Annotated in this window: 21 protein-coding genes and 2 rRNA genes; 2 read left to right on the plus strand and 21 right to left on the minus strand. The window is 41.9% G+C overall.

The features are described from left to right. Positions 1–107: 107 nt before the first annotated feature. The 12 genes from BN1875_RS13185 to ahpC form a co-directional block, all read right to left on the minus strand. Positions 108–1,460, minus strand: a complete 1,353-nt coding sequence (locus BN1875_RS13185; RefSeq protein ID WP_048605276.1) for a TrkH family potassium uptake protein — start codon at positions 1,458–1,460, stop codon at positions 108–110. 129 nt (positions 1,461–1,589) lie between these two features. Further along, positions 1,590–2,219: a V-type ATP synthase subunit D gene (locus BN1875_RS13190; protein ID WP_048605277.1), complete on the minus strand. Its 630-nt coding sequence runs from the start codon at positions 2,217–2,219 to the stop codon at positions 1,590–1,592. Position 2,220: 1 nt separating this feature from the next. Beyond that, on the minus strand, positions 2,221–3,603 hold the full coding sequence (locus BN1875_RS13195; protein ID WP_048605278.1) for a V-type ATP synthase subunit B: 1,383 nt from the start codon (positions 3,601–3,603) through the stop codon (positions 2,221–2,223). Next, on the minus strand, positions 3,596–5,377 hold the full coding sequence (locus tag BN1875_RS13200) for a V-type ATP synthase subunit A (RefSeq protein WP_048605279.1): 1,782 nt from the start codon (positions 5,375–5,377) through the stop codon (positions 3,596–3,598). Before BN1875_RS13200 ends, BN1875_RS13195 begins: the two co-directional genes overlap by 8 nt. 15 nt (positions 5,378–5,392) lie before the next feature. Next, on the minus strand, positions 5,393–5,704 hold the full coding sequence (locus BN1875_RS13205) for a V-type ATP synthase subunit F (RefSeq protein ID WP_048605280.1): 312 nt from the start codon (positions 5,702–5,704) through the stop codon (positions 5,393–5,395). Continuing rightward, positions 5,694–6,689, minus strand: a complete 996-nt coding sequence (locus BN1875_RS13210) for a V-type ATPase subunit (protein WP_048605281.1) — start codon at positions 6,687–6,689, stop codon at positions 5,694–5,696. Before BN1875_RS13210 ends, BN1875_RS13205 begins: the two co-directional genes overlap by 11 nt. A 10-nt stretch (positions 6,690–6,699) precedes the next feature. Then, the gene (locus tag BN1875_RS13215) at positions 6,700–7,278 is read right to left on the minus strand and encodes a V-type ATP synthase subunit E (protein ID WP_048605282.1); all 579 of its coding nucleotides are present in this window, start codon (positions 7,276–7,278) and stop codon (positions 6,700–6,702) included. A gap of 116 nt (positions 7,279–7,394) precedes the next feature. Next, a complete protein-coding gene (locus tag BN1875_RS13220; protein WP_048605283.1) occupies positions 7,395–7,865 on the minus strand; it encodes a V-type ATP synthase subunit K in 471 nt (156 codons plus the stop codon). Beyond that, positions 7,862–9,841: a V-type ATP synthase subunit I gene (locus tag BN1875_RS13225; RefSeq protein WP_048605284.1), complete on the minus strand. Its 1,980-nt coding sequence runs from the start codon at positions 9,839–9,841 to the stop codon at positions 7,862–7,864. Before BN1875_RS13225 ends, BN1875_RS13220 begins: the two co-directional genes overlap by 4 nt. Beyond that, a complete protein-coding gene (locus BN1875_RS13230) occupies positions 9,831–10,151 on the minus strand; it encodes a hypothetical protein (protein ID WP_048605285.1) in 321 nt (106 codons plus the stop codon). Before BN1875_RS13230 ends, BN1875_RS13225 begins: the two co-directional genes overlap by 11 nt. A gap of 363 nt (positions 10,152–10,514) precedes the next feature. Further along, entirely contained in the window at positions 10,515–12,050 is a 1,536-nt protein-coding gene (ahpF, locus tag BN1875_RS13235; protein ID WP_048605286.1) for an alkyl hydroperoxide reductase subunit F, read from the minus strand. 12 nt (positions 12,051–12,062) lie between these two features. Further along, positions 12,063–12,626, minus strand: a complete 564-nt coding sequence (gene ahpC, locus BN1875_RS13240) for an alkyl hydroperoxide reductase subunit C (RefSeq protein WP_048605287.1) — start codon at positions 12,624–12,626, stop codon at positions 12,063–12,065. Between the two features lie 264 nt (positions 12,627–12,890). Between ahpC and BN1875_RS13245 the strand changes: the two genes are divergently transcribed. After that, the gene (locus BN1875_RS13245) at positions 12,891–13,163 is read left to right on the plus strand and encodes a hypothetical protein (protein ID WP_048605288.1); all 273 of its coding nucleotides are present in this window, start codon (positions 12,891–12,893) and stop codon (positions 13,161–13,163) included. 45 nt (positions 13,164–13,208) lie between these two features. Here the strand turns inward: BN1875_RS13245 and BN1875_RS13250 are convergent, their stop codons facing one another. Both BN1875_RS13250 and BN1875_RS13255 read right to left on the minus strand, forming a co-directional pair. Further along, positions 13,209–13,958, minus strand: coding sequence for a class I SAM-dependent methyltransferase (locus BN1875_RS13250; RefSeq protein WP_048605289.1), 750 nt, complete (start codon positions 13,956–13,958; stop codon positions 13,209–13,211). A 10-nt stretch (positions 13,959–13,968) separates the two neighbouring features. Next, entirely contained in the window at positions 13,969–14,595 is a 627-nt protein-coding gene (locus BN1875_RS13255; RefSeq protein WP_231586088.1) for a thermonuclease family protein, read from the minus strand. A 202-nt stretch (positions 14,596–14,797) separates the two neighbouring features. On the opposite strand from BN1875_RS13255, the gene BN1875_RS13260 reads away from it, so the two are divergent. Then, positions 14,798–16,147: an amino acid permease gene (locus tag BN1875_RS13260; protein WP_048605356.1), complete on the plus strand. Its 1,350-nt coding sequence runs from the start codon at positions 14,798–14,800 to the stop codon at positions 16,145–16,147. Positions 16,148–16,170: 23 nt separating this feature from the next. Here the strand turns inward: BN1875_RS13260 and BN1875_RS13265 are convergent, their stop codons facing one another. The 7 genes from BN1875_RS13265 to BN1875_RS13295 form a co-directional block, all read right to left on the minus strand. After that, entirely contained in the window at positions 16,171–16,911 is a 741-nt protein-coding gene (locus tag BN1875_RS13265; RefSeq protein WP_048605291.1) for a class I SAM-dependent methyltransferase, read from the minus strand. Next, entirely contained in the window at positions 16,895–17,905 is a 1,011-nt protein-coding gene (locus BN1875_RS13270) for a zinc-binding alcohol dehydrogenase family protein (protein WP_053082164.1), read from the minus strand. The genes BN1875_RS13265 and BN1875_RS13270 overlap by 17 nt, the downstream gene beginning before the upstream one ends. A 16-nt stretch (positions 17,906–17,921) precedes the next feature. Beyond that, positions 17,922–18,905 carry a hypothetical protein gene (locus BN1875_RS13275; protein ID WP_048605292.1) on the minus strand — a complete coding sequence of 328 codons (984 nt, stop codon included), beginning with the start codon at positions 18,903–18,905 and terminating at the stop codon, positions 17,922–17,924. Beyond that, a complete protein-coding gene (locus BN1875_RS13280; RefSeq protein WP_048605293.1) occupies positions 18,898–19,749 on the minus strand; it encodes a hypothetical protein in 852 nt (283 codons plus the stop codon). Before BN1875_RS13280 ends, BN1875_RS13275 begins: the two co-directional genes overlap by 8 nt. Positions 19,750–19,886: 137 nt before the next feature. Further along, positions 19,887–20,936, minus strand: coding sequence for a DUF1002 domain-containing protein (locus tag BN1875_RS13285; RefSeq protein ID WP_048605294.1), 1,050 nt, complete (start codon positions 20,934–20,936; stop codon positions 19,887–19,889). A gap of 215 nt (positions 20,937–21,151) precedes the next feature. After that, positions 21,152–21,267: ribosomal RNA gene (gene rrf / locus BN1875_RS13290) — 5S ribosomal RNA — on the minus strand. Positions 21,268–21,343: 76 nt separating this feature from the next. Beyond that, positions 21,344–24,260 (minus strand): 23S ribosomal RNA (locus tag BN1875_RS13295). Positions 24,261–24,420 lie beyond the last annotated feature (160 nt).

Here is a 24,420-nt window from a genome sequence, read left to right on the forward strand (position 1 = left end):
TAGTATACCGGAGTTTTTCAAAAATGAAAAGAAAAAAATTCTATTACCAGAAAAAGTCCAGCTTAATCTTCCACAATTACCAGGAAGAACAAGCCGGACTTCAATTTTTACCCAATCATCACCGATTCTTCTGGATATTTGATTGGTGATTCTTGTCTATTTTTTGTCAGCAATGAAAAGACGACTGTCATGATTCCCACACGGCCGATAAACATCAAACTAATAATAATCAGCTTTCCGATCAAAGTTAGGCTTGGCGTCAAGCCCATTGTTAAACCAACTGTTCCGAAGGCAGAAACGACTTCAAAAACAATATATTCCAAACCTAGTTGATTGACATCTGGAATCGTTTCGGTCACGGATAAGATCATGGTGCTTACGATACATAGTGTCAAGGTGATGAAAAACAGTGTTAGCGCACGTGACACCGCCGCATTTCGAATCGTTCTGCCGCCAAATTCGGCTTCCGTCCGTCCTTTGAAAATACTTTTGACCTTAATCAGCAAAACCCCAAAGGTCGTGGTTTTCAATCCACCGGCTGTTGAGCCTGACGTACCACCAATGAACATTAGAATGATGGTTAAAATCAACCCGGCATGAGTCATACTGAAATAATCTATAGAAAAATAACCCGCCGTTCTTGGGGTGACAGCCATGAACATCGTATTGAAGAAGCGCTCAGCAAAATTTCCTTGTGCCAAAACTTCAGCATTGCTTTCGGTCAGCATGAACCCCAGCGTACCAAACACAAGTAAGCTCATCGTCACAGAAATTGCGATTTGGCTGTGCAAACTGATTTTTTTTCTTTTGCGATAGCCGAGCAAATCTGACCACACAAGAAAACCAAGACCCCCAGAGACAATCAAAAACATAACCACGCTTAACACCCAAGGGTCCTTTTGAAATCCGACCAGACTATCCCCGAATAAATCAAAGCCTGCATTACAAAAACTTGAAACAGCATGAAATAGGCTGAACCAGGTACCTTTGACAACACCGTATCGAGGAATGAAATCAATCATCAGCATCCCCATTCCTGCTAGTTGAATCGTTCCGGCAATTTTGATAATTGACCACATCAAATGGACGCCACCACCGGTTTGTTCCATATTCAACGATTCTCGCAGCAGCATCCGTGTACTGAGACTAATTTTTTTGCGGGATAAAAAGTAAAACAGAACCGGCAGAGACATGAAACCAAGTCCACCAATTTCAATCAAAATCAAAATGACTGCTTGACCAAATAAATTCCAATGTTCCGCAGTATTCACTGTCGTAAGTCCGGTAACACACGTCGCGGAGGTCGCGGTGAACAATGAATCGATAAAGGGTGTAAATTCTCCAGTTTGACTGGAGATCGGCAGACTTAGAAGTGTTGCTCCCAATAAAATGATCCCGGCAAATCCAAAGGTGATCATTTGTGGTGCAGTCAGATCATATCTGCTGTAACGTCTTTTCATTTCTTAAATCCTCTTCATTCTTTTATCATTTATTCTCTAACTCCTCTAAGAATAAAGGAAAATCTCCGCTTAGTAAAGAATACTAATCAGAAATTTTCCCGCTTTTAGTATAAAGAATCAAAAGAATCCTTATTTATTCATGTTTTTGACTTTGATCATTCGGGTGACTTCCGAACGCTCATTTTCTTCCAGCTTCATTCGAATGTAATAGATTGTTTCTTCCAATTCAGGAATCGTCATATATTCCAACGCATTTACCCGTCGTCGCGTCTTTTCAATTTCACTGGCCATCAGCTGACAGGTCTTTTCAATTTCCGTCAATTTTAATAAACTTGGCAATACCGACGTAAAACGATCAATGGAATTATCCAGAGGAACATTGGAATTTAAATACCCATATTCCAAAGGCGTTTCGATCGTGTGGGCATCATAGTTAAAATGCATCACCGGAACTTCCACACTCATGATATTTTTTTGTGAAACATCCAACTCTACACGAGCAGAAGGCAGAATAAACAATTCTTCGATAAAGGATTCATTCAACGTGACATTTGCCAGTCGAAACGAACGCATGGCACTTTCCATCAGGTTTTCGACTTCTTTTCGCAGTTTGTCATTTTGTTTCACCAATAGGATAAATTGCCGCATCAACTCATCTTGCTTGTCTTTCAGCAATTTATGCCCTCTTTTTGCTGTCGTCAACTGCTTCTTTAAACGAGCAAGTTCCATACGAGTTGGATTGACGTTTAATTTGGCCATTTTATTCGACCCCTTTACTAGGCAAAAACTCATCGATCATTTCATCTTTGATCCGTTTTAACTCCGTTCGCGGTAAAATACTCAACAGCTCCCAACCAAGATCAAGTGTTTCTTCTATCGATCGATTGGTTTGGTACCCTTGATTGACATACTCATCTTCAAACCGTTCAGTGAATTTTGCGTAAATTTTATCGACATCCGATAAAGCAGAGTCCCCTAAAACTACAGCTAATTCTTTGGCTTGTTTCCCTTGGGCATAGGCAGAAAACAACTGGTTCATCGTAGCCGCATGATCTTTGCGGGTTTTACCTTCACCGGTCCCCTTGTCCTTTAGACGAGATAAAGACGGCAACACATCGATTGGTGGCTGGATACCATTTTTATACAACTCCCGAGACAAAATAATTTGTCCTTCTGTGATGTAGCCGGTTAGATCGGGGATTGGATGAGTTTTATCATCTTCGGGCATCGTCAAGATCGGAATCTGGGTGACAGAGCCTTTCAATCCACGAATTCGTCCAGCTCGTTCATACAACGTTGCCAAGTTGGTATACAGATATCCCGGATAACCACGACGACCGGGAACTTCTCGACGAGCGGCTGAAATTTCCCGCAAAGCTTCACAATAGTTGGTCATGTCAGTCATGATAACTAAGACATGCATTCCTTTTTCATAGGCAAGGTATTCCGCTGCCGTTAGCGCCATTCTTGGGGTTGCGATTCGTTCGATGGCAGGATCATTCGCCAAGTTCATAAATACAACTGAGCGATCAATGGCGCCGGTTTTACGAAAGTCCTCCATAAAGTATTCCGCTTCTTCAAAGGTGATGCCGATACCGGCAAAAACCACTGCAAAATCGTCATCTTTATTCAAAACGGTTGCTTGACGAGCAATTTGTGCCGCTAACTCTTTGTGAGGTAATCCTGAACCTGAGAATACCGGCAATTTTTGTCCACGAACCAAGGTATTCAAATGATCGATAGATGAAATCCCTGTTTGGATAAACTCATCTGGATAATCCCGAGCCATTGGATTGATGGCTTCTCCATTGATGTCCAACATTTTTTCCGGTAGAATTTCCGGACCATTGTCTTTTGGTCTGCCTAATCCGTCAAAAACTCGTCCAATCATATCTTCTGAAACGCCTAGTTCCAAAGGATGTCCTAAAAAGCGAACGGCAGAATCCCGCAGATTGATGCCGCTGGTGCCTTCAAAAATCTGAACAAGGGCTTTGTCTTCCTCTACTTCTAAAACCTGACCTTTACGTAGTTCCCCTGTTTGTAAGCGAACCTCGATTAATTCTTCATACTTCACACCAGAAACCTTTTCTACCGCCATTAACGGGCCGACAACTTCACCGATTGTTTTGTACTCTTTAATCATTCGTCATGCCCCCTTCTTGGACGATTTCTTTAATCGTTTCTTTGATTTCTTGTTGCATTGCAAGGATTTGATCTAGATTTTCTTCCGGTACATATTTCATCCGAGCCAATCGATCCCGCAGTAAAACAGTGCCCTTCATTATTTCTGAAAGATAAGAACCTAAAGTCAATGCATTCGCCGCTTCTTTTCCGAAGGTCAAAATATTGTTCAGCATATGAAATTGTTTTTCTCTTGAAGTAAAGGTATCTACATCATCAAACGCATTTTGCTGTAAATAATCCTCTCGAATCGATTTTGTAACCTTCAGCAGAAGTTGGTCCTTGTCAGATAACGAATCAATTCCCACTAAACGAACAATTTCATTTAATTCAGATTCTTTTTGCAGCATCCGCATTGCCTCGGTCACCAAGCTGGACCATTCTACTTGCAGCTGCTGGTCTAGGTAATTGCCGATTTCTGTTTCGTATAAGGAATAGCTTTGCAGCCAATCAATTGCAGGAAAATGGCGCTGTTGAGCAAGGGTGGAATCTAAGCCCCAGAAAACTTTTACTACCCGTAATGTATTTTGAGTCACCGGTTCGGAAATATCTCCCCCAGAAGGAGAAACCGCGCTGATTGCGGTGATACTTCCTTCCCGTCCCTCTGACCCAAGAGCAACAACTTTCCCTGATCGTTCATAGTATTCTGCCAATCGGCTGCCTAAATAAGCAGGATAGCCTTCATCTCCGGGCATTTCTTCTAAACGACCAGACATTTCCCGTAACGCTTCTGCCCAACGAGAGGTAGAATCCGCCATGATAGCCACCGAATACCCCATATCACGGAAATATTCCGCAATGGTGATACCGGTATAAATCGACGCTTCACGAGCCGCTACCGGCATGTTTGAGGTGTTTGCAATTAAAATCGTCCGTTCCATCAATGGTTCACCTGTATTTGGGTCAATCAGTTCCGGGAACTCATTCATCACGTCAGTCATTTCATTTCCCCGTTCGCCACAACCAACGTAAACCACTAAATCCACATCTGCCCATTTGGCGATTTGATGCTGTACGACTGTTTTCCCAGCACCAAATGGTCCGGGAACTGCGGCCGCACCGCCTTTAGCCACCGGAAAGAACGTATCAATGACCCGCTGTCCAGTAATCATTGGTGCTTCTGGATTCAGCTTTTCTTTTACCGGTCTTGCCCGGCGTACCGGCCATTTTTGCAGCATCGAAAAAGTTTTTTCTCCCTCTTCAGTTTGAAGAGTATAAATTGTTTCATCAATTGTAAAAGCTCCCGGTTGAATGTCTTGAATCCTTCCACTAATTCCATTTGGAACCATGATTTTGTGAACGATCAGTTTTGTTTCCTGAACCGTACCTATGATATCTCCGGCAGTAACCTGATCACCGATCTGAGCCAACGGTTGGAAATCCCATTTTTTCTCATGATCCAAAGCCGGCAGTTGTACTCCCCGCAAAAGATAATTGCTCTTGGTTTTCTCCATAAAGCGATCGAGAGGCCGTTGAATCCCGTCAAACATTTGTGAAAGGATTCCCGGAGCCAACTCAACGGATAATGCTTCACCTGTTGAACGAACCGGCTCTCCCGGTCCAATTCCTGCCGTTTCTTCATATACTTGAATCGAGGCAACGTCTTTACGCATCTCGATGATTTCTCCAATAACGCCAAGATCACCTACATAACAGATGTCCTGGATACTTGCATGTCCCATATTTTCAGCCATTACTAATGGACCTGAAACTTTAACTATCGTTCCAATTTGCACGATTTCAGCTCCTCCCTAAAGGATATTTTGTCCGACCGCTTTTTCCACATTATTCTGCACTGCCTGTGTTCCGATGCCAAGTGAGCCATCGTGATTGGGAATCAATACCACAGCAGGTGTCAGTTGTGAGTCGTAACGGTCGATTTGATCCTGTATTAATTGTGCACAAGGTTCAGTGATATAAATTACACCAAATTTTTCTTTGATCATTGCGTTGAACGCTTCTTCAACTGTTTTTTTATCCGTGCCGTATTTAACGGTGAAACCGAATAATTTGAAAGGCAGGATGGATTCTTTATCGCCGATGACTCCAATTTTATACGTCATAGGTTTTTCGCATCCTTTCTTTAATTTGTGTTGCCGTAAAACCACTACGTTTGCCAACGATAATCAACCGCAGATTTTTTGCTTCGATATCTTTGGCATTCAAAAATGCTAGTAATGGCAATGGACCAAAGGCTTGTGTCTGTGCGCCTTCAACGATTTCTGTCAAATAATCATCTTTGATCAAATCTAATTGGGCAAAGTCGATTTCTTCTTTCTCAATTGCCGGCCGAATCAACTCACCATAAGCACTTTCTAATAAAAACGTTCGAAAGCTATCCAGATCTTTTCCGGCAAAGCTCATATAGGTTTCCTTTGAAATACTGCCTGAACTGGAAAGAACCGCTGACAGAAAGGCCTGTGTTCTTTTTTGAATCAAACAACGCAAAGCGGTGATGATATTATTCAAATCAATAGATGCTGTGACTTCCTCCAATAGTTCTGGATACCCCAGCTCCTCTGCCAAGCGCCGCTGTTCTTTCAAAAAGCGACGATCATAGATGACATCGATTCCTTGAAGAATGGTCGATTCTTCGATGTGCTCTCTCACTTCCTGGATACTTTTAAGGACTGTTGTCGGCAAAACCGTTGATTTCCCTGTTTGAATCGCCGTTTTCAGCTCGTCTAATGAATAAAATCCGTCTGGCAAAAAGAGGGAATCATAGTTTTCACCAGCGATTTCAGCTTTTGTCAACACCTTCAAATTATGAAAGGTATAGCGCATCGTATACATCCAGATTACTTTCGGTTCGGGCGCTACTTCAATCAATTCTTCATAAGTCGTCAGCAATTCCTGATTCAACGTCTGTTCGATCGTCAATTCAAAATTTTCACCTAAATTGTTTCCGTAAACCGTTTGTGCCAATAGTTCTCTAATTTGTTGAAAATTTTCGGCAGCAATTAATTGTTCAAAAAAATCGGGTTTTAATAATTCATTTTCCTTCAAGCGAATAAAGGGATTTATTTTATGATATAGCGGATTGCTCATGTCACCCCTCCTACTCAAATAATTCGCGGGTAATCTCGCTGCCAGCCTGTGATCGTAATTCATTCAGCAAATCGCGGTACAAAAAATTGTATTGGATTCCCTGGTCGTCTACGATAAATCCTTCATTTTGAATTGCCTCGCCTAAATGAAGGATATAGGACAGTTCATTACTGATTTCTTCCAGCCAGTGGCTAGATAACGCTAGCTGGTTTTTTTCACCTGTAAGCAGCATGACTTCGCCATTGATTGGTAACGCCTGTAAGCAACTTTTGGCAAATTGCTGCATTTCATTTTTTGACCAATTGCCCATATTTTCGTAGGCTTCCTCAAAAAGTTTATCTAGATAGTGCTGTTTTTCGATTAAAGTTTCTTGCCGAACTTCTACTTGCTGACGAGATCGTAATTGTTTGTATTTGTTTTTTACTCCTTGCAGCTGCTTATCCAGTTGTTTTTCATGCTCAGTTTCAATCGCTACTTTTTGTTGATCCGTTGTTGCTTGGATTGTCTGCAGTGCTTCTTCTCGGTAGATTTCTCGTTCTTCTACTGCCTTTTCATTGATTTGTTCAATGATTTTTTCAATGGCATCCATTTTATTCCCTCCCAGCTTATTTTTGGTTGGAATTTTTTCAAAATCCCTGTCGGTTCTCATCTCTCATTCGTTCACCAAAGGAATGAACGAAAGTGGAACGAACATTCTAGTAGGTACTAGATGCTTCCCAATAATAAGAATGAAATAACGAATCCTAAAATGGCGTACATTTCTACCATAACCGCAAACATAACACCTTTAAAGAAATGCTCAGGTTTCTTCGCTAAAATTTGAATACCTGCAGCGGCAACTTTCCCTTGGGCAATACCAGAAAATAGTCCGGTAAAAGCAACAGGAAGCGAAGCACCGAAGTAAGCAATTCCGTCTATTGTAGACATATCTCCAGAAAGACTCCCGAAAATCATTGCAGCAATCGCGAAACCATACAATCCTTGGGTACCTGGTAAAAGCTGAAGAATCAATGCTTGTCCAAATTTTTCTGGTTGGCTGGTGGTCAATGCCGCGGCTGCTTCCCCGGTCATTCCCACACCTTTTGATGATCCGATTCCTGAAAAAATCGTCGCCATCCCCATACCTAAAATTGCAAAGATCATTCCACCTTGGTTCTCAATCAAATACTGTATCATTTATCTTTTCCTCCATTTTCTTCTTCAAAATTCATATATTTTTCCTCTGGCTTGAAGGCTTGAAATGGTCGCCCGCCACCAGTATAAAACTTGCCGAAAAATTCTACATATTGTAAACGTGCTGCGTGAACATAGGCGCTCAACAGAGATAAGAAAATATTTAATCCTTGCAAAGCAATCAATAAAAGAATCCCGATTGAAAAACGTGCTGCTGGCGGCATGTAGCCGACTAGCATATTAAACGCCGCCGCGATACTTCCCCCAGAAATTCCCAATGCCATCAAACGGCTGTAGCTGACAAAATCACCGATATAGCCGGTAACCCCATACAAGTCATATAGTCCCATAAAAAAGCCGCCAACTTTGGATTTAGATGTAATCATCGGAATCAAAATAACGAATAGTGCGCTAAATGCCGCAATAACAATTCCGATTGTTGTCATAAGACTTGATTTAACAACTAACGAACCAGCTGCCGCCACTAAGATGCCGGCCAAAATCCCCTGCCAGGAAAACCCTTCATTGATTGCTGCCAAGTAATCCTTGCGCTTGATATTTTCCCTCGCTGCTAAAAACAGCCCGGTAAAAATCTGCAGTCCGCCGAAAATCATTGAGATTCCGAAAATTGCCATGAAATCTTTTGAGGGTGCAAGCAGATGGAAAGGTAAATCCGCCCCAAAGATGCTCCCATAAATCAGTCCCCAAGCAATAGTCGGAAAAGACAATAACTGAAACAGCTTCATAAAATTCATCGTCCCTTTTGGCAGGGTCAGAAATTTTATCGCAAGTGTCGTTATCAAAAGCATAACTGCTCCATACCCAGTATCAGCTACCATCATGCCGAAGAAAATCAAGTAAAACGGCATCATCCACGGAGTAGGGTCGATTTCATCGTATTTTGGCAAGCTATACATCGCCGTTAATATCTCAAAAGGCTTTACCAACTTGCTATTCGTTAATTTCGTTGGTGCCTGATTTTGTGCAATCTCGCTTTTTGTTGGATCTTCAAAAGAAAGATACACTTCATTTTCAGGAAAGGCTCGCTGGATTTTTTTTGTAATTTTTTCACTGTCTGCTGCGGCAATCCAACCACGGATCACTATTAAGTAACGAGACCGTAAAGAGCCTTGTTTGGCAACTTCACGCGCTTGTTTGGCTAACAGCACTTCTTCGGCTAATTGCAGGTCAGCAACCTGTGCTTTTTTTTCACCGATCTGTTTTGTCAGTAGTTTGCGTTCCTTAGCTAGAGCAGTCAGCTGCTGTTTTGCTTCCGCCAACACCTTCTTGGGTTCTTCCTCATGAAAAACGGTTTCCAGTTTAACACCAAAATGTTGGAAAATATTCTGAACAAGGGTCTTTTCTTCTTTAAGATAAATCAAGCTAAACAGGGTTTCTTTCGGTTTTGTCGTGATAATCTCCAAATAAAACCGCTCATTTTCCAATAGCTTGGTCCGTAATTCTTCCCATTGCTCATTTGCAATTGACCCAAAGACATAGGTGGTCGTCTTAAGGGTTGATTCACTTGGGGCAATATCTAAGCTCTGCCAATCAGTTCCCCAATCCTCTGCCTCCAAATACGTTTTTTCCTTTTGTTGGTTGTTCTCCCACGCATCTTTCAACAAACTGATTTCTTCTAGCAAGTGAAGTATTTTTTCCTGATCAAAAGTGGCTTCCAAGGAGTCCAAAGTAGTTACCGAACGCTTCAATTCCACGATTTTTTGTTTGGCATCTCCATGATTTCTGATAAATTGAATTCCTTCACGAATCGATGCAAGCAATTGATCATAGCGATGTGTATCTTCCGTTGTTAAAAGACTGCCTTCTGGAAAATAGGCCTTGATCCAAGTTTGATTTTCTTCATGATTCAAGACATCTTCAATCTCTAATTGCTGTGTTCCTTGAATAATTTGAAGAATTTTTTCTTGTTTTTCCTTTTCGGCGATGATGGAAAGTTTTTTTAATGGACTAACTGCCATAGGTTGTCTTCACCCTCTCTAAAATCTCGCCAACGATTTGCTCGTGCTTTGCTTCATATTGCTCTCGGTATGCCGCTTTTTTTTGTTTGGCATCCGCAAGCAACAGCTCTTTTTCATTTTGAAGCTGTTGCTGTTCCTCTGTTTCCACCTGATTGACTTTCTGGATACGCGCTATTTTTAGCGCTGCGGTCAATTCTTGGAGCTCCTGTTCCTTTTGCTGTTGGTGTCGCTTAATTTCTGCAGCTGCTTGTTGGTATTTTTTTTCGTTCTCAATTTCTGCTTGCCGAATCCGCTCCAAAGCTTCCTTCAATTTCTTTCCTCCTTTACAAAAAAACGTGCTCCTGTTTTTAAGAAGCACGTTCGGAATAAAAAGGCACTTCAAAAAATGTTCTTCTCACCCCTTGAAGAACGCAATCCTTGAAGTATTTCACTCAACCCTTTTTTTAATTATTCAATTGTCTACAAGTAATATCATAACAAAAAGATCACTAGAAATCTAGAATTTTATTTTGATTTTTTCGTGAATTTTACCTACGATCAGTAAATTTAATGAAGATTATTACTGAGATAAAATAACTTTTATGAAGAACTTTGACGAGAATTTCAGAACTACACAAAAAAATCCGGTGCCTTTTTTCGGTACTGGATTTTTTTGTGTAAAAACAGTCATTATCTAGTTTTCCTGACGAATCAGATAATCAAAAGCACCTAATGCTGCGGTAGCTCCTGAGCCCATAGAAATAATAATTTGCTTATAGTGGCTATCGGTACAGTCACCTGCTGCAAAAATACCATCGACTGCCGTTGCTCCTTGCTTATCAACAATGACTTCTTTTCGTTCGTTCAGCAGGTTTGCCTTCAACCAATTAGTGTTTGGTACAAGTCCGACTAAGACAAAGACACCGTCAACAGACAAGTTTTTGTCTGCTCCCGTCAAACGATCTGTGTATACCAAACCGGAAACCTGTGCCTCCCCCAAAATTTCTTTCGTGGCAGCCTTGGTGATTACTGTCACATTGGGAAGGTCTGCGAGTCTTTTTTGGAGAACCTGATCTGCTTTAAGCTCTGGCAAAAACTCTAAAACAAAAACCTGTTTAGCATAACCCGCCAAATCAATCGCCGCTTCAATGCCGGAATTTCCTCCACCGATGACCGCCACATCTTTTCCTTCGAACAAAGGACCGTCACAATGCGGACAATAAGCAACCCCTTTATTTCTCAACTCTTTTTCGCCGGGAACATTGATATTTCGCCAATGAGCACCCGTCGCTAAAATCGCAGCCTTTGTTTTTAGAACAGCCCCATTTTCTAGCTCGACTTCTATAAGATTACTATCTGTCTTACGGATATCTTTTGCCCGTTGCCCCTTCATAATATCCACTGCATATTTTTGTACATGTTCTTCTACTTGATGCATCAATTGGGGACCTTCTACATAAGGTGTACCGATCATATTTTCGATACCCAAAGTTTCCAGCACTTGTCCGCCAAAAGTTTCCGCCACTAAACCAGTTTTGATTCCTTTGCGAGCGGCATAAATCGCTGAACTGCTGCCGGCAGGACCTCCACCAACGATTAAGACATCAAACAATCCTTTCTCATCAAATGCCGTTGCATCTGCAGGACCAGCAGCTTTTTCCAGCAATTGTTCAATGGATTGTCGACCACTGCTAAATTCCTTTTCGTTGAGATAAACGGTAGGGACAGCCATGATTTTCTGCTCATCAACTTCTGCTTGATACATGCTCCCCTCTACCATCGTATGAGTGATCTGTGGATTAAGTACCGCCATAATATTTAGTGCCTGAACAACATCCGGGCAGTTATGACAGGTCAGACTAACATAAGTGACAAAATGCAATTCTTTCTTGATTTCACGAATACGTTTGGCCACTTCCTCATCGATTTTGGGAGGTCGACCACTGACTTGAAGCAATGCCAAAATAAAGGAGGTGAATTCATGTCCCAAGGGTAAACCAGCAAAGGCGATGCCGCTTTTTTCGCCAGATTTATTCACTTCAAAACTTGGGGTTCGTGACAAGTGAGTTTTTTCAATCATGATGCGAGGCGTCATCGCCGCCACTTCCTCTAAAAATTCAGCCACCTTTTGTGAATCAGCATCCCTCCCTAAATCTGCAGAAAAAACGATATCTGATTCAAGCAACGCCAAATATTGTGCCAATTGTGTTTTCGTTTCATTATCCAGCAATCGTCTCGCCTCCTAAATTTTCCCAACTAAATCAAAGCTAGGTTTAAGGGTTTCGCCACTTTCTTTCCATTTTGCAGGACAAACTTCCCCTGGATGAGTACGTACATATTGAGCCGCCCGAATTTTATCAATCAGAACACTTGCATCACGACCGATTCCATCCGCATTGATTTCCAATGCTTGAACGATTCCATCAGGATCAATAATAAAAGTACCCCGTTGCGCTGCTCCTTGTTCTTCTTCCAAGACATCAAAAATTCGGGAGATATGGTGGGCTGGATCACCAATCATGGTGTATTCAATTTTCCCAATGGCATCCGAGTGGTCATGCCAAGCTTTATGTGTAAAATGGGTATCCGTTGAGCAGGAGTAAACCTCCACACCCAATTCTTTTAATTTACCGTATTGTTCTTGCAAATCTTCTAGTTCTGTCGGGCAGACAAATGTGAAATCGGCTGGATAAAAACAAAGAACCGACCATTTCCCTTTGAAATCTTCATTACTGACTTCAACAAATTCTCCTTGATGGTATGCTTGTGCGTGAAACGCTTCAACTTCTTTTCCAATTAGTGACATCTCAAGTCGCCTCCAGTATTTTTTTGAGAATAGTTCTCCATAAATGAAAAAATTTCTCGAGAAACTAGATAAAATCAAAGAAATAATCTTTTCTAGTTTAGAATTAGTATAAAATAAAAAACGTTCTATGAAAACCCTTTTCCGAACTTTTGTCCTATATTTCCAAAGTTTTTTAAACGTCTTTATCGATTAACCACTCAAAAGTGTTTATTCATACGCTTTTTCTCCAAAAGTGCTATGATAAACTTAAAGAGGCGATGAGCGATGGCTCTAACAGTAAAACAAACGGAAGATTTTCTTACTACACAAGTTTCAGGAATTACGGTAATGGACGTATCGGTAGAATATCCAGATTCTAAAGAAGTGCTCTATATTGAAGGTGAGCAAGAATATTACCTTTTCATCAACGAAAAAGAGCACTACCTATTTACGGATGGAAAGAAAAATGTCAAATTGGAAAAAAGCGAAGACGATCCTGATTTGTCAGAAGAAACCTTCCTTGATCGTATGGTAAAGGTGATTCTATCAGAAGAATAAAAAAGATTGGCGAAAAGACTTTTAAAAATCTTTCCGCCAATCTTTTTATTTCTCCCCACAAGTTGCCCAAAATGAGGGGACGTTGTAGTCGTGTAATCGACCTTGACCATTGGTATCTTCATAAAGATCAAGTAATTTAAAACCTGCTTTTAATTGTCCTCGAATTTGTTCGTCCAAGGTATGAGAAAATTGATAGCCCCATTCTTTTACATCCCACGTCTTTAGCAGCTCCGGGTCTTTTAAAAGATTAAATGGTAATTTGTGGGTCAATGTCGTTTCTGCTTCATCAAAGATAAAATTCATACCATTATCCAATCCAGCCAATAACCGGCCACCAGGTTTCAAAATACGGAAGCACTCCTCCCACACCGGTTGCACCTCCTCTATATAACAATTGGATACCGGATGAAAAATCAAATCAAATGTTTCGTCCGCAAAAGGTAATGGTTGCGTCATATCCCCCTGAATCATTTCAATCGAATAACCTTCTCGATCCGCCACCATTTTTTCTGACTGAATCTGTTTTTCAGAATAATCTAAAACTGTACATTCTGCTCCCAAGGCGGCAAAAATCGGCATTTGCTGTCCACCGCCGGAAGCAAGTCCCAATATTTTCTTTCCCTTCAGATCTGAAAAAAACCATTCTTTGGGAACAAGTCTATTCGGTGTCAGTACCATTTCCCACCGACCTTGTTTTGCCTCGGCAAAAATTTCAGAAGAAATAGGAATTCCCCATTCCCATCCGTCAGTCACCCAGCCATTAATTACCTGCGCATTTTCTTTTGTATAGTCCATGATTCTCTCCTTACTGCTCCTCGAACATATAATAGCCTTTCGCTGTCTTTTTCACGTAACCAGATTGCGACCAAACACCGCGTTTTTCATCTTGTGCTTTTTGTTGTGCGGCTAACAACTCTGTTACATATGTTTTCCCACCATCATTGACGTAGCGAACAACCGCCAAGCCGTTTTCAAGTAATTTGTCCTGCAACAATTCATCTCCAACATACACGTACGCCAGAAACCGTTGGTATTGATCTTGAACCTCTCCTTTATCGAAAACAAGACTTACTTGGCCGCGGGTCAACTGCTGCTTTGTAAAATCGCTAGCTTCCTTTCCGAAAGGTTGAACTGCAACTCCTCGTTTGACACTTTCGGGCGTATCTATCATTAACAGCCGTAATTTATATTCCTGTCCTCTCGCCATGAAAGCAAAGGTATCCCCATCCACATTGCGAATCGTATTAACTTTAATTTTTTCAAAACGTGGAGGATCACTAAGATCAACTTCATCAATTTCACTAGATACAGCACTTTTTTCTACGCTTGTTTGAGAAATTTGCGGTTCCTGTTCCGGTAATAAAAATTGAAAAAAGAGAGCCAGTAGAACGAGCAAGATACCGCCAAATGTCAGTGTTTTTTTCTTCTTCACGTTAGCCTCTCTACAACCATTTGCTGGTTCCATGCTATCATTTTCTATTTCATGAGACAACTCTAGAATGAGAAATAATAGAAATAATTCTGATAATTTAGTAAAAGAAGAGCAATAAAAGTTGAAATTTTCAGAAAATTCACGTATTATTCATTTTGGCTTAGGAAACACCTGCTATTATTTAAAATTAAAGGAGCATTTCATGGAAAATAAATTACAAAAGAAATTACATTCCCGACATGTGACCATGTTGGCTTTAGGCGGTGCAATCGGCGCCGGATTATTCAAAGGAAGTGGCGAGGCGATCGGTTTGGCCGGCCCATCTGTTTTGTTGGCCTTTTTATTAGGCGGCTGTCTGCTTTACAGCATTATGTCTTCTGCAGGAGCCTTGGCAATGAAAAATACCCATGCTCGCAGCTTATCGGAAATCGTTGAACCTTATATCGGAAAATTTTCCGCTTATTTCACGGATTGGCTCTATTGGACATTATGGATGATCAATGTGATTGCTGAAGCTGTTGCAGCAGCAAGTTTTATGCAACTCTGGTTTCCCAATACGCCAGCCTGGATCTTCATCTTGGGAATTTCTTTGATAACAACTTTGATCAATTTTTTGTCCGTCCGTATTTTTGCTGAAACAGAATTTTGGCTGACGGTTGGTAAAATCAGCGTGGTACTATTGCTGATTGCCTTTGCCGGCTTCTTGGTTGTTCAGCAAATTTTTGGCGAAGGATTTTTCCCTACAATGCAATCCATGACGACTCACGGCGGTTTCTTCCCTCATAAACTGCAGGGATTGTTCAACTCCTTGTTACTTGTAATCTATTCTTACGGTGGTACTGAGTTGATTATTATCGCAATGGGGGAAACCGAAGATCCTGAGCGTTCGATTCCTAAAGCAATCCACAGCGTCATTTTTCGAATCATCGCCTTTTATATCGTTCCCATGTTTCTCTTATTGATTATCTATCCATGGCAAGAGCTTGCACAATCTAATGTTTCACCGTTTGTGATGGTTTTTGAAAAAATGAACATTCCTTTCGCCGCAGATTTAGTCAATCTCGTGATCGTTCTGGCTTTATTTTCCTCGATTAATTCGGGAATCTATGCCTCCTCACGTATTTTGCATCTGCAACTTTCAAAATCAAAACGTTTCAGCAAACACATGAAGCTGAACAAACATGGCGTGCCAAATCGTGCGGTGATGGTTTCTACAGCCACTTTATATGCAGGTGTCCTGTTGTCCTATATTTTTGGTGAAGAACTCTTTACCTATCTTGTTGGGAGTTTGTCCTATACGGTTCTTATGATCTGGTTGATTCTTTGTATCGCCTATTTTAACTATTTACGGAAGTTTTCTACTTCAAAAATCAAACGCGGAATCAATTTACTGACCTTAGTCAGTTTAGGTGGGATTTTTCTGGCAATCTTCTCTTCCAACAATCCGGCAGTTACACTAGTCACCGCTGGAATTTATGGCTTGATCGTCGGTTCTTATTTTATCTCCCGCAAGCATTCCCTCTTAACAGCAAACTCACAAGAACTTCCATAAAAAAAACCGGCAGTCGACGTTTTTTACGCATCGATTGCCGGTTTTTTCCAAAGCAATAGCTGAAATTCGTGGATTCGTTGGTTGCTCATTTCATCCGAATCACCAAAAAATCGTTCTTCATGGCTTTTTAACTCTTGAAATGAAAGTTGATCTTGAAAGTATTCTCGAAAAAAATCTCGAGAAATCGATTCTTCGTCTTGATATTGAAAAGACTGCTTTGAATAACTGATTTTTTGTTGTTGGAGCATTTCCTCATAGCTTTTCATCAAGGATTCTTCCGCCATCCCAGAATTTTCAATTGAGGTAAAACAATCTTCTGAGCGAGTCATTCGTAAAATCAGGCACCATTTAGCAGTGATTCGATTCATTTCTAGCAAGTCCTCGACTTGTAAAAGTGCAGGATTCATTGCTGAAAAAACAACAGAGAAAGAACTCTCAGGCGTTTCAGCAAAAAAAGCGGCCTGATCCGAACATACCAACCGCAAATTTTCTGCTGGAGTCTGCTGCCTTGCGTAATTTAACATCTTAGGGGAAATATCGACTAAAGTATAGGTCGTCACACTAGGTAAAAAGGTGGTGACATATCGACCGGAACCCCCGGCCAAATCAAGAAAACTATTGGTCGGAAATACCCCCGTATTTATTAAATAATGGTACATATCTTCTGCAATTGGTAATGCTGATTCTTGCTGGATAGTAGTATATTCTGATGCAAACTGATCCCAAAATTCTCGGATTTCTTCTAAATCAGGCAATGATTCCACCAGATAGCACCACCTTCCCAGGGTGTCCTTTTTGAACCAACGAAAAAGCTTCTGCTAAATTTTTTTGTGTGATGCCATCAGTAAATTCTTTTCTCATGGTAGACGTAAGTTTACCATTTTCCACCAAATCAGCGATTTTTTTAAGAATGATGCCCTGAGATGTTCCTTGAGAGAAATCTGTTTTTGTAAAAACATAGACCCAGTCAAAAGAAACGCTTAGGTTTTTTAATGGATTCAGATCCAGTGATTCTGCCGTATTTACGATTGATCCAATCCGTCCAAAGGGTTGAATTAAAGCAGCAAGTTGCGGTAAATACTCGCTACTATCATAGAAGCAAGCAATAAAATCAAACTTCAGCTGAGCGGGCAATTGTGAAGCTAAATCTTGGTGATAGTCCAAGCAATGGTCGACTCCATTTATTTCGAGCCAAGAAAAATGTTTTGGACTCGCTGTTCCATACACTTCCAAACCACACCATTTGGCTAATTGGCCCGCGATTGATCCGACACCACCTCCGGCATTGATCAATAAAATCTTTTTGCCGGAATTGGTATTTTCTTCAGGAATCAGTTGAAATTTTTCAAACAATAGTTCCCAAGCGGTCAAACTTGTCAATGGCAATGCCGCCGCTTCACCATCTGAAAACGTGGTGGGCGCAAGGGCAACCAATTCTTCATCCACTAATTGATATTTTTGATAGCTGCCCTCTCGTTTCGTGGTTCCCATGTAATAAACACGTTTCCCCAAAAAATCGGTACTCACTTTGGAGCCCATCGCAACAACTTTTCCCACCGCATCGTACCCTAATACTTCAGTTTGATTTTCTGGTATCAGCTGTTGCCGCTTCAAATCAATAGGATTTACTGCCACAGCCCCGATTTCTACTAATAAATCATGAGCCGCCAATTCTTTGACTTCCTGTGTGTCGGAAAGAATAGTAGCAGAAAAATCACCATCTTTATTCGTTTTACTACAAAAAACGGTATTTTTCATCTTTTCACCTGTTTCATTAATTGCTGCGAACCATCAAAGGAACGAGGAATGGATAGCTTGTGAAAAAATCAAGCAACGACCGTTTCCGTTGATCTGAATCGATAAACAGCTTGGTATGTCCGTTTTCAAAACCGGAGATTAGTAATCGTTGATTTTGATCCAATAGCACCTGATAAGAAACTCCAGAGTTCTTCTCAAAATCATAATCCGGATTTTCCATCGCAGTAATAAAAATTTCATCCAATATTTTTTCTTGAAGCGGGTATTCACTTTCCAGACTTACAGCTAGCGGTTGCGTGTTGTCTAACAAGCTAGGTTGAACAACGAACTCCAGTTGACGAAAATGGCTCAATAACAAATTTAGGTCGTAATTAACCAGAGAAAGTTGATCTTTAGAGAAAATCTTCTCTGCATGCCACAGTCGGATCAATTCCAAAAGCTGCTCGTCATCCACCGCCACTTCCATTGAATCTGGTTGAATCGTAAGCAACGGCATAAATTCTGTCGTAAATTTTTGGTCGAGGGGAATCAATTTGAAACTAAACAATAGTTGATCTTCAGCATTTAATTGATAGCGCAAATAGAAATGCTTCGTCGCCCAGATATCGTAGGCAATTCCAGATGGCTGCAGTCCTACCGTCGCCAATGGTTTCATCAGCTCGTAGGAAAAATATTCCAGCAAGGTTTTCTTAGCAATAGGGGAAATTCTTTGATCCGTAGAAAGTAATTCCTTGTATTTTGCCAATAACTGATCAAAATCTGCCTCCATTAAAGATTTCCGCAAGCGCAGATCCGCCAATTCCTCCTCTGCCGCTTCGATCAGGCGAACAATTTCCTGCCTATCCGTCTCTTTTGTCTGGTAATATTCTTCTACAGGAGTCAAAGGTGCAGTCTCTTCGACAACAGATTCTTCGGGAAGTTCTTGATTTTTCAGTTCATTTGTTTGAGTTATATTTGTTTCAGAGGAGAGCAATTCATCTTTTTCTTCAGGGTTACTCATCAGCGTTGCCTCCTTCAAGGTAATTTTCTAAAAACGTCGTCAATTGTTGGTGCATCGGAAGAATTCCGCCAAAATAACGGGTAATCAAGCGGGTTTCTTTCTCAACGATGGCCCGTTTTAGCCGTGTCCGCATATATTCTTGTTGCAGATATTCTTTTTCTCTGCCTGCTTGGGATTGGTTTTCAATAAAAGGCAGCCATTCCGCCTTTTTCGCTTCCAATTTTTCCCGTTGATCAATAATCTCCGCCAATTCTTCATCAACTTTTCCACGATTAAAGAACCCTTTTGAATTGCCAATGGCTGTTTCCTGTTGCTTCAATTCTTTAATTTTTTCTTCTAATTTCGTAATTTCCGATTGTGCCGCAATTCGTTTGGCATCTAACTCATCCATTTGCCGTTCAATCGCCGTCAGTGCATCCTGTTTTTCTTCATTAAATGCTTCCCACTCCTGATCAATCGCCGGAATCACAAAAATTTCCGGAATACTGGCATCAATCCCTATCGTGGCCCGTTCATGATAATATTCACCGATTTTATAATAATGAATCGTCTCGGAAATTTTCTCATAATGCACCATAAATGGAAAGGCAGCCATAAAACGGTCATGGATTTTTTGCGTCAATAGCTGGTCGATTTCATGATGGGCATTGGATGTTTTTTTCAATTCCTCATGCAATCGGCCATTATATATCCGATAAATTTCTGGAATATTTTCCCCTTTGATTGCCTCTTCAAACGCCTGAAGATCCTGAAGCATTTGTGTAATATTTTTTGAAGCAACCTCTTTGATCTCAGCAAAAGTTGCTGAACTTGTTTCATTTGTTTTCTGCTTCTCAGCTTCCATACATTTACCTCCTAAGGTAAGACTCCCCTTAATTTTATCATTAAACAGCTTAAATGTGTATTTTCACTCTTTGTAAAACTAGATAAAAAGAAAAAGCTTGAAAATGAATCTCCATGATCCAATTTCAAGCTTTCTTTTTAATTAAATAACCCACTAAAGAAGTCTTTCACACTTTGCCACAGATTAGCAAAAAAGCCTTGATTTTCTTCCAGTGTTCCTTTTAACGTATCTCCGAATTTCCCCAACTGATCTGTCAAATCATTGACCGTATCCTTGAATCCGTCACTGATTTTATCAAGCTGTTCCAAAGACTCTTTGTCCAGAACCCCATCTGTTTCTTGATACTTTTCTGCTAAAGAAACCAGCTTTTGAATATCTTCTTTTGAGATATAATCACCAAGATTATTTTTTGCCAACGCATCATTGACGATTTTCTCAACATCTTCCTTAGTAGCCAGTTCTCCCTGCTTTTCTTTCAGCTCGGCTAATTCTTTTTTAATATCTACCAGCGTTTGATTTAATTGTGTTTTGTAAGTTTCATTGGCCTTTTCTTTATCCGCATCACTTAAATCCTCGCTTTGATTATTCTCACTGGCATTTTTGACAATCGAATCAGCGACAGCAGTAGTCGTATCCAATTCTTCTTGCGCCAACTGAGCCCGCTCTGGATCAACAGCCTCACCATTTGCCGCAAAAGCCTTATAAACGCCTGTTAGCGCACTTTCACCAGTTACTTTCACCACACTACCGACTTTAATTGTGGCATCTGTCACTCCAGCAGTAACCAGTGGATTCTTATATTGATCAGCGGTAATCAATGTGATATTTTCTGGTGTTACAATATCAACAGTGATTCCTTCTCCCTGATTTTCACGACTCACTACAACGGAGCTGAACATCACGCTATCTTGACCACTACCATAGCCTAAATATTTTACTAGGTCATCTCCAGTAGCTACTTCGACATTTACACTATCGATGTCTTTTATTCCTAAAATATCCATCGTTTGCGCTTTTTGATCGCCAGTCAAAGCTGCCCCCATTACAAATGTCGGCTTTCCCCAACGTTCATTAATGACCGTTTCAGAATCAGAAGATGTTGCAGCATTTACAATTTGATTTGAATGGAATATACCGCTAATTCCTAATAAAAGACCTATTGCCAATCCTAATTTTATTTTTTTCATAACGACCTCCTGCTCAATTGTTATCCTTATTTTACCCTTTCTCACCTCCTCTGAAACAGAAAAAAGAAAAGATTAATACTTTATTTAAGAACATCAAAAAAATTTAACTTATTACAAAATTGTATGAAACAACAATCCGATTTGCACTTTTTAACATCGAAATGAAAAGCCAACATATAAAAAAAGACCAAGACAAATGTCTTGATCTTTTAATCGCGTGGCGACGTCCTACTCTCACAAGGGGCAACCCCTCACTACAATCGGCGCTAAGAAGCTTAACTTCTGTGTTCGGCATGGTTACAGGTGTATCCTTCCTGCTATCGCCACCACACTATTTTTTTCTGAGTAAGTCTTGCTCACTCAAAACTGGATTTGAAGTAATTCCTCAAAACTCTTCCGAGTTTCTTTTGGTTAAGTCCTCGATCGATTAGTATCAGTCCGCTCCAACCATCACTGGTCTTCCACTTCTGACCTATCTACCTGATCTTCTCTCAGGGATCTTACTTTCTTTTAGAAATGGGAAATCTCATCTTGAGGTGGGCTTCACACTTAGATGCTTTCAGCGTTTATCCCTTCCCTACATAGCTACCCAGCGATGCCTCTGGCGAGACAACTGGTACACCAGCGGTAAGTCCATCCCGGTCCTCTCGTACTAAGGACAGCTCCTCTCAAATTTCCAACGCCCGCGACGGATAGGGACCGAACTGTCTCACGACGTTCTGAACCCAGCTCGCGTGCCGCTTTAATGGGCGAACAGCCCAACCCTTGGGACCGACTACAGCCCCAGGATGCGACGAGCCGACATCGAGGTGCCAAACCTCCCCGTCGATGTGGACTCTTGGGGGAGATAAGCCTGTTATCCCCAGGGTAGCTTTTATCCGTTGAGCGATGGCCCTTCCATGCGGAACCACCGGATCACTAAGCCCGACTTTCGTCCCTGCTCGACTTGTAAGTCTCGCAGTCAAGCTCCCTTCTGCCTTTACACTCTGCGAATGATTTCCAACCATTCTGAGGGAACCTTTGGGCGCCTCCGTTACTCTTTAGGAGGCGACCGCCCCAGTCAAACTGCCCATCTGACACTGTCTCCCACCACGCTTAGTGGTGCGGGTTAGAGTGGCCATAACGCAGGGGTAGTATCCCACCAGCGCCTCCATCGAAACTAGCGTTCCGACTTCTACGGCTCCTACCTATCCTGTACATGCGGTACAGACACTCAATATCAAACTACAGTAAAGCTCCATGGGGTCTTTCCGTCCTGTCGCGGGTAACCTGCATCTTCACAGGTACTAAAATTTCACCGAGTCTCTCGTTGAGACAGTGCCCAAATCGTTACGCCTTTCGTGCGGGTCGGAACTTACCCGACAAGGAATTTCGCTACCTTAGGACCGTTATAGTTACGGCCGCCGTTTACTGGGGCTTCAATTCGTACCTTCGCTTACGCTAAGCACTCCTCTTAACCTTCCAGCACCGGGCAGGCGTCAGCCCCTATACGTCATCTTTCGATTTTGCAGAGACCTGTGTTTTTGATAAACAGTCGCTTGGGCCTATTCACTGCGGCTGCTCGTTAGAGCAGCACCCCTTCTCCCGAAGTTACGGGGTCATTTTGCCGAGTTCCTTAACGAGAGTTCTCTCGCTCACCTTAGGATTCTCTCCTCGACTACCTGTGTCGGTTTGCGGTACGGGCCGTTCAATTCTCACTAGAAGCTTTTCTTGGCAGTGTGACATCAGAAGCTTCGGTACTTAAATTTCCCTCCTCATCACAGCTTGTCCTTAACAAGAGTAAGCATTTCACTCACCCTCAGACTCACTGCTTGAACAGACATATCCATCAGTCTGCACTTCTTAGCCTCCTGCGTCCCTCCATTGCTCAAACAAATTCAACGGGTACAGGAATATCAACCTGTTGTCCATCGCCTACGCCTTTCGGCCTCGGCTTAGGTCCCGACTAACCCTGGGCGGACGAGCCTTCCCCAGGAAACCTTAGTCATTCGGTGGACAGGATTCTCACCTGTCTTTCGCTACTCATACCGGCATTCTCACTTCTAAGCGCTCCAGCAGTCCTCACGATCTGCCTTCAACGCCCTTAGAACGCTCTCCTACCATTGTACCTATTGGTACAATCCACAGCTTCGGTAGTATGTTTAGCCCCGGTACATTTTCGGCGCAGGGTCACTCGACTAGTGAGCTATTACGCACTCTTTAAATGGTGGCTGCTTCTGAGCCAACATCCTAGTTGTCTGTGCAACCCCACATCCTTTTCCACTTAACATACATTTTGGGACCTTAGCTGGTGGTCTGGGCTGTTTCCCTTTCGACTATGGATCTTATCACTCACAGTCTGACTCCCGGATATGAATGTATGGCATTCGGAGTTTATCTGAATTCGGTAACCCGAGATGGGCCCCTAGTCCAAACAGTGCTCTACCTCCATCATTCTTACTTTCCGAGGCTAGCCCTAAAGCTATTTCGGAGAGAACCAGCTATCTCCAAGTTCGTTTGGAATTTCTCCGCTACCCACACCTCATCCCCGCACTTTTCAACGTACGTGGGTTCGGTCCTCCAGTGCGTTTTACCGCACCTTCAACCTGGACATGGGTAGATCACATGGTTTCGGGTCTACGACTACATACTCATTCGCCCTATTCAGACTCGCTTTCGCTGCGGCTCCGTTTCTTCCACTTAACCTCGCATGCAATCGTAACTCGCCGGTTCATTCTACAAAAGGCACGCTATCACCCATTAACGGGCTCTAACTTGTTGTAGGCACACGGTTTCAGGTTCTATTTCACTCCCCTTCCGGGGTGCTTTTCACCTTTCCCTCACGGTACTGGTTCACTATCGGTCACTAGGGAGTATTTAGCCTTGGGAGATGGTCCTCCCGGATTCCGACGGAATTCCTCGTGTTCCGCCGTACTCAGGATCCTCCTAGGTGCTGTCCAAATTTCGTCTACGGGGTTTTTACCCTCTTTGACGGACTTTTCCAAGTCCTTCGACTATCTGAACGAACTACCAGATCGGAGTCCTACAACCCCAAGATGCAAGCATCTTGGTTTGGGCTTTTCCCGTTTCGCTCGCCGCTACTCAGGGAATCGAATTTTCTTTCTCTTCCTGCAGGTACTTAGATGTTTCAGTTCTCTGCGTCTACCTCGATTAGGCTATGTATTCACCTAATCGTAACATCCTATCAAAGATGCTGGGTTTCCCCATTCGGAAATCTCTGGATCATAGCTTACTTACAGCTCCCCAAAGCATATCGGAGTTAGTCCCGTCCTTCATCGGCTCCTAGTGCCAAGGCATCCACCGTGCGCCCTTATTCACTTAACCTTACAACCTTACGGTTGGGTTTTGAGTCGTTTCTCTAGCGATAGAGGCGTCCTCAAGATAAAGCTTTGAAAAAACTTTCTTAAAAAACTCTTTTCAACGCGGTGTTCTCGGTTTGTTTTGATTCTTTACTTCAATTATCCAGTTTTCAATGAGCAAAATT

This window comes from Enterococcus massiliensis (assembly GCF_001050095.1).
GTDB classification, from domain to species: domain Bacteria; phylum Bacillota; class Bacilli; order Lactobacillales; family Enterococcaceae; genus Enterococcus_C; species Enterococcus_C songbeiensis.

Excerpts from the sequence above, each read along its gene's own strand:
- BN1875_RS13215 (WP_048605282.1), bottom strand. The coding sequence starts at position 7,278 with ATGGATGCCATTGAAAAAATCATTGAACAAATCAATGAAAAGGCAGTA.
- ahpC (WP_048605287.1), bottom strand. The coding sequence starts at position 12,626 with ATGTCACTAATTGGAAAAGAAGTTGAAGCGTTTCACGCACAAGCATAC.
- BN1875_RS13245 (WP_048605288.1), top strand. The coding sequence starts at position 12,891 with ATGGCTCTAACAGTAAAACAAACGGAAGATTTTCTTACTACACAAGTT.
- BN1875_RS13205 (WP_048605280.1), bottom strand. The coding sequence starts at position 5,704 with ATGACGTATAAAATTGGAGTCATCGGCGATAAAGAATCCATCCTGCCT.
- BN1875_RS13210 (WP_048605281.1), bottom strand. The coding sequence starts at position 6,689 with ATGAGCAATCCGCTATATCATAAAATAAATCCCTTTATTCGCTTGAAG.
- BN1875_RS13185 (WP_048605276.1), bottom strand. The coding sequence starts at position 1,460 with ATGAAAAGACGTTACAGCAGATATGATCTGACTGCACCACAAATGATC.
- BN1875_RS13250 (WP_048605289.1), bottom strand. The coding sequence starts at position 13,958 with ATGGACTATACAAAAGAAAATGCGCAGGTAATTAATGGCTGGGTGACT.
- BN1875_RS13260 (WP_048605356.1), top strand. The coding sequence starts at position 14,798 with ATGGAAAATAAATTACAAAAGAAATTACATTCCCGACATGTGACCATG.
- BN1875_RS13225 (WP_048605284.1), bottom strand. The coding sequence starts at position 9,841 with ATGGCAGTTAGTCCATTAAAAAAACTTTCCATCATCGCCGAAAAGGAA.
- BN1875_RS13285 (WP_048605294.1), bottom strand. The coding sequence starts at position 20,936 with ATGAAAAAAATAAAATTAGGATTGGCAATAGGTCTTTTATTAGGAATT.
- BN1875_RS13220 (WP_048605283.1), bottom strand. The coding sequence starts at position 7,865 with ATGATACAGTATTTGATTGAGAACCAAGGTGGAATGATCTTTGCAATT.
- BN1875_RS13280 (WP_048605293.1), bottom strand. The coding sequence starts at position 19,749 with ATGGAAGCTGAGAAGCAGAAAACAAATGAAACAAGTTCAGCAACTTTT.
- BN1875_RS13190 (WP_048605277.1), bottom strand. The coding sequence starts at position 2,219 with ATGGCCAAATTAAACGTCAATCCAACTCGTATGGAACTTGCTCGTTTA.
- BN1875_RS13270 (WP_053082164.1), bottom strand. The coding sequence starts at position 17,905 with ATGAAAAATACCGTTTTTTGTAGTAAAACGAATAAAGATGGTGATTTT.
- BN1875_RS13275 (WP_048605292.1), bottom strand. The coding sequence starts at position 18,905 with ATGAGTAACCCTGAAGAAAAAGATGAATTGCTCTCCTCTGAAACAAAT.
- BN1875_RS13195 (WP_048605278.1), bottom strand. The coding sequence starts at position 3,603 with ATGATTAAAGAGTACAAAACAATCGGTGAAGTTGTCGGCCCGTTAATG.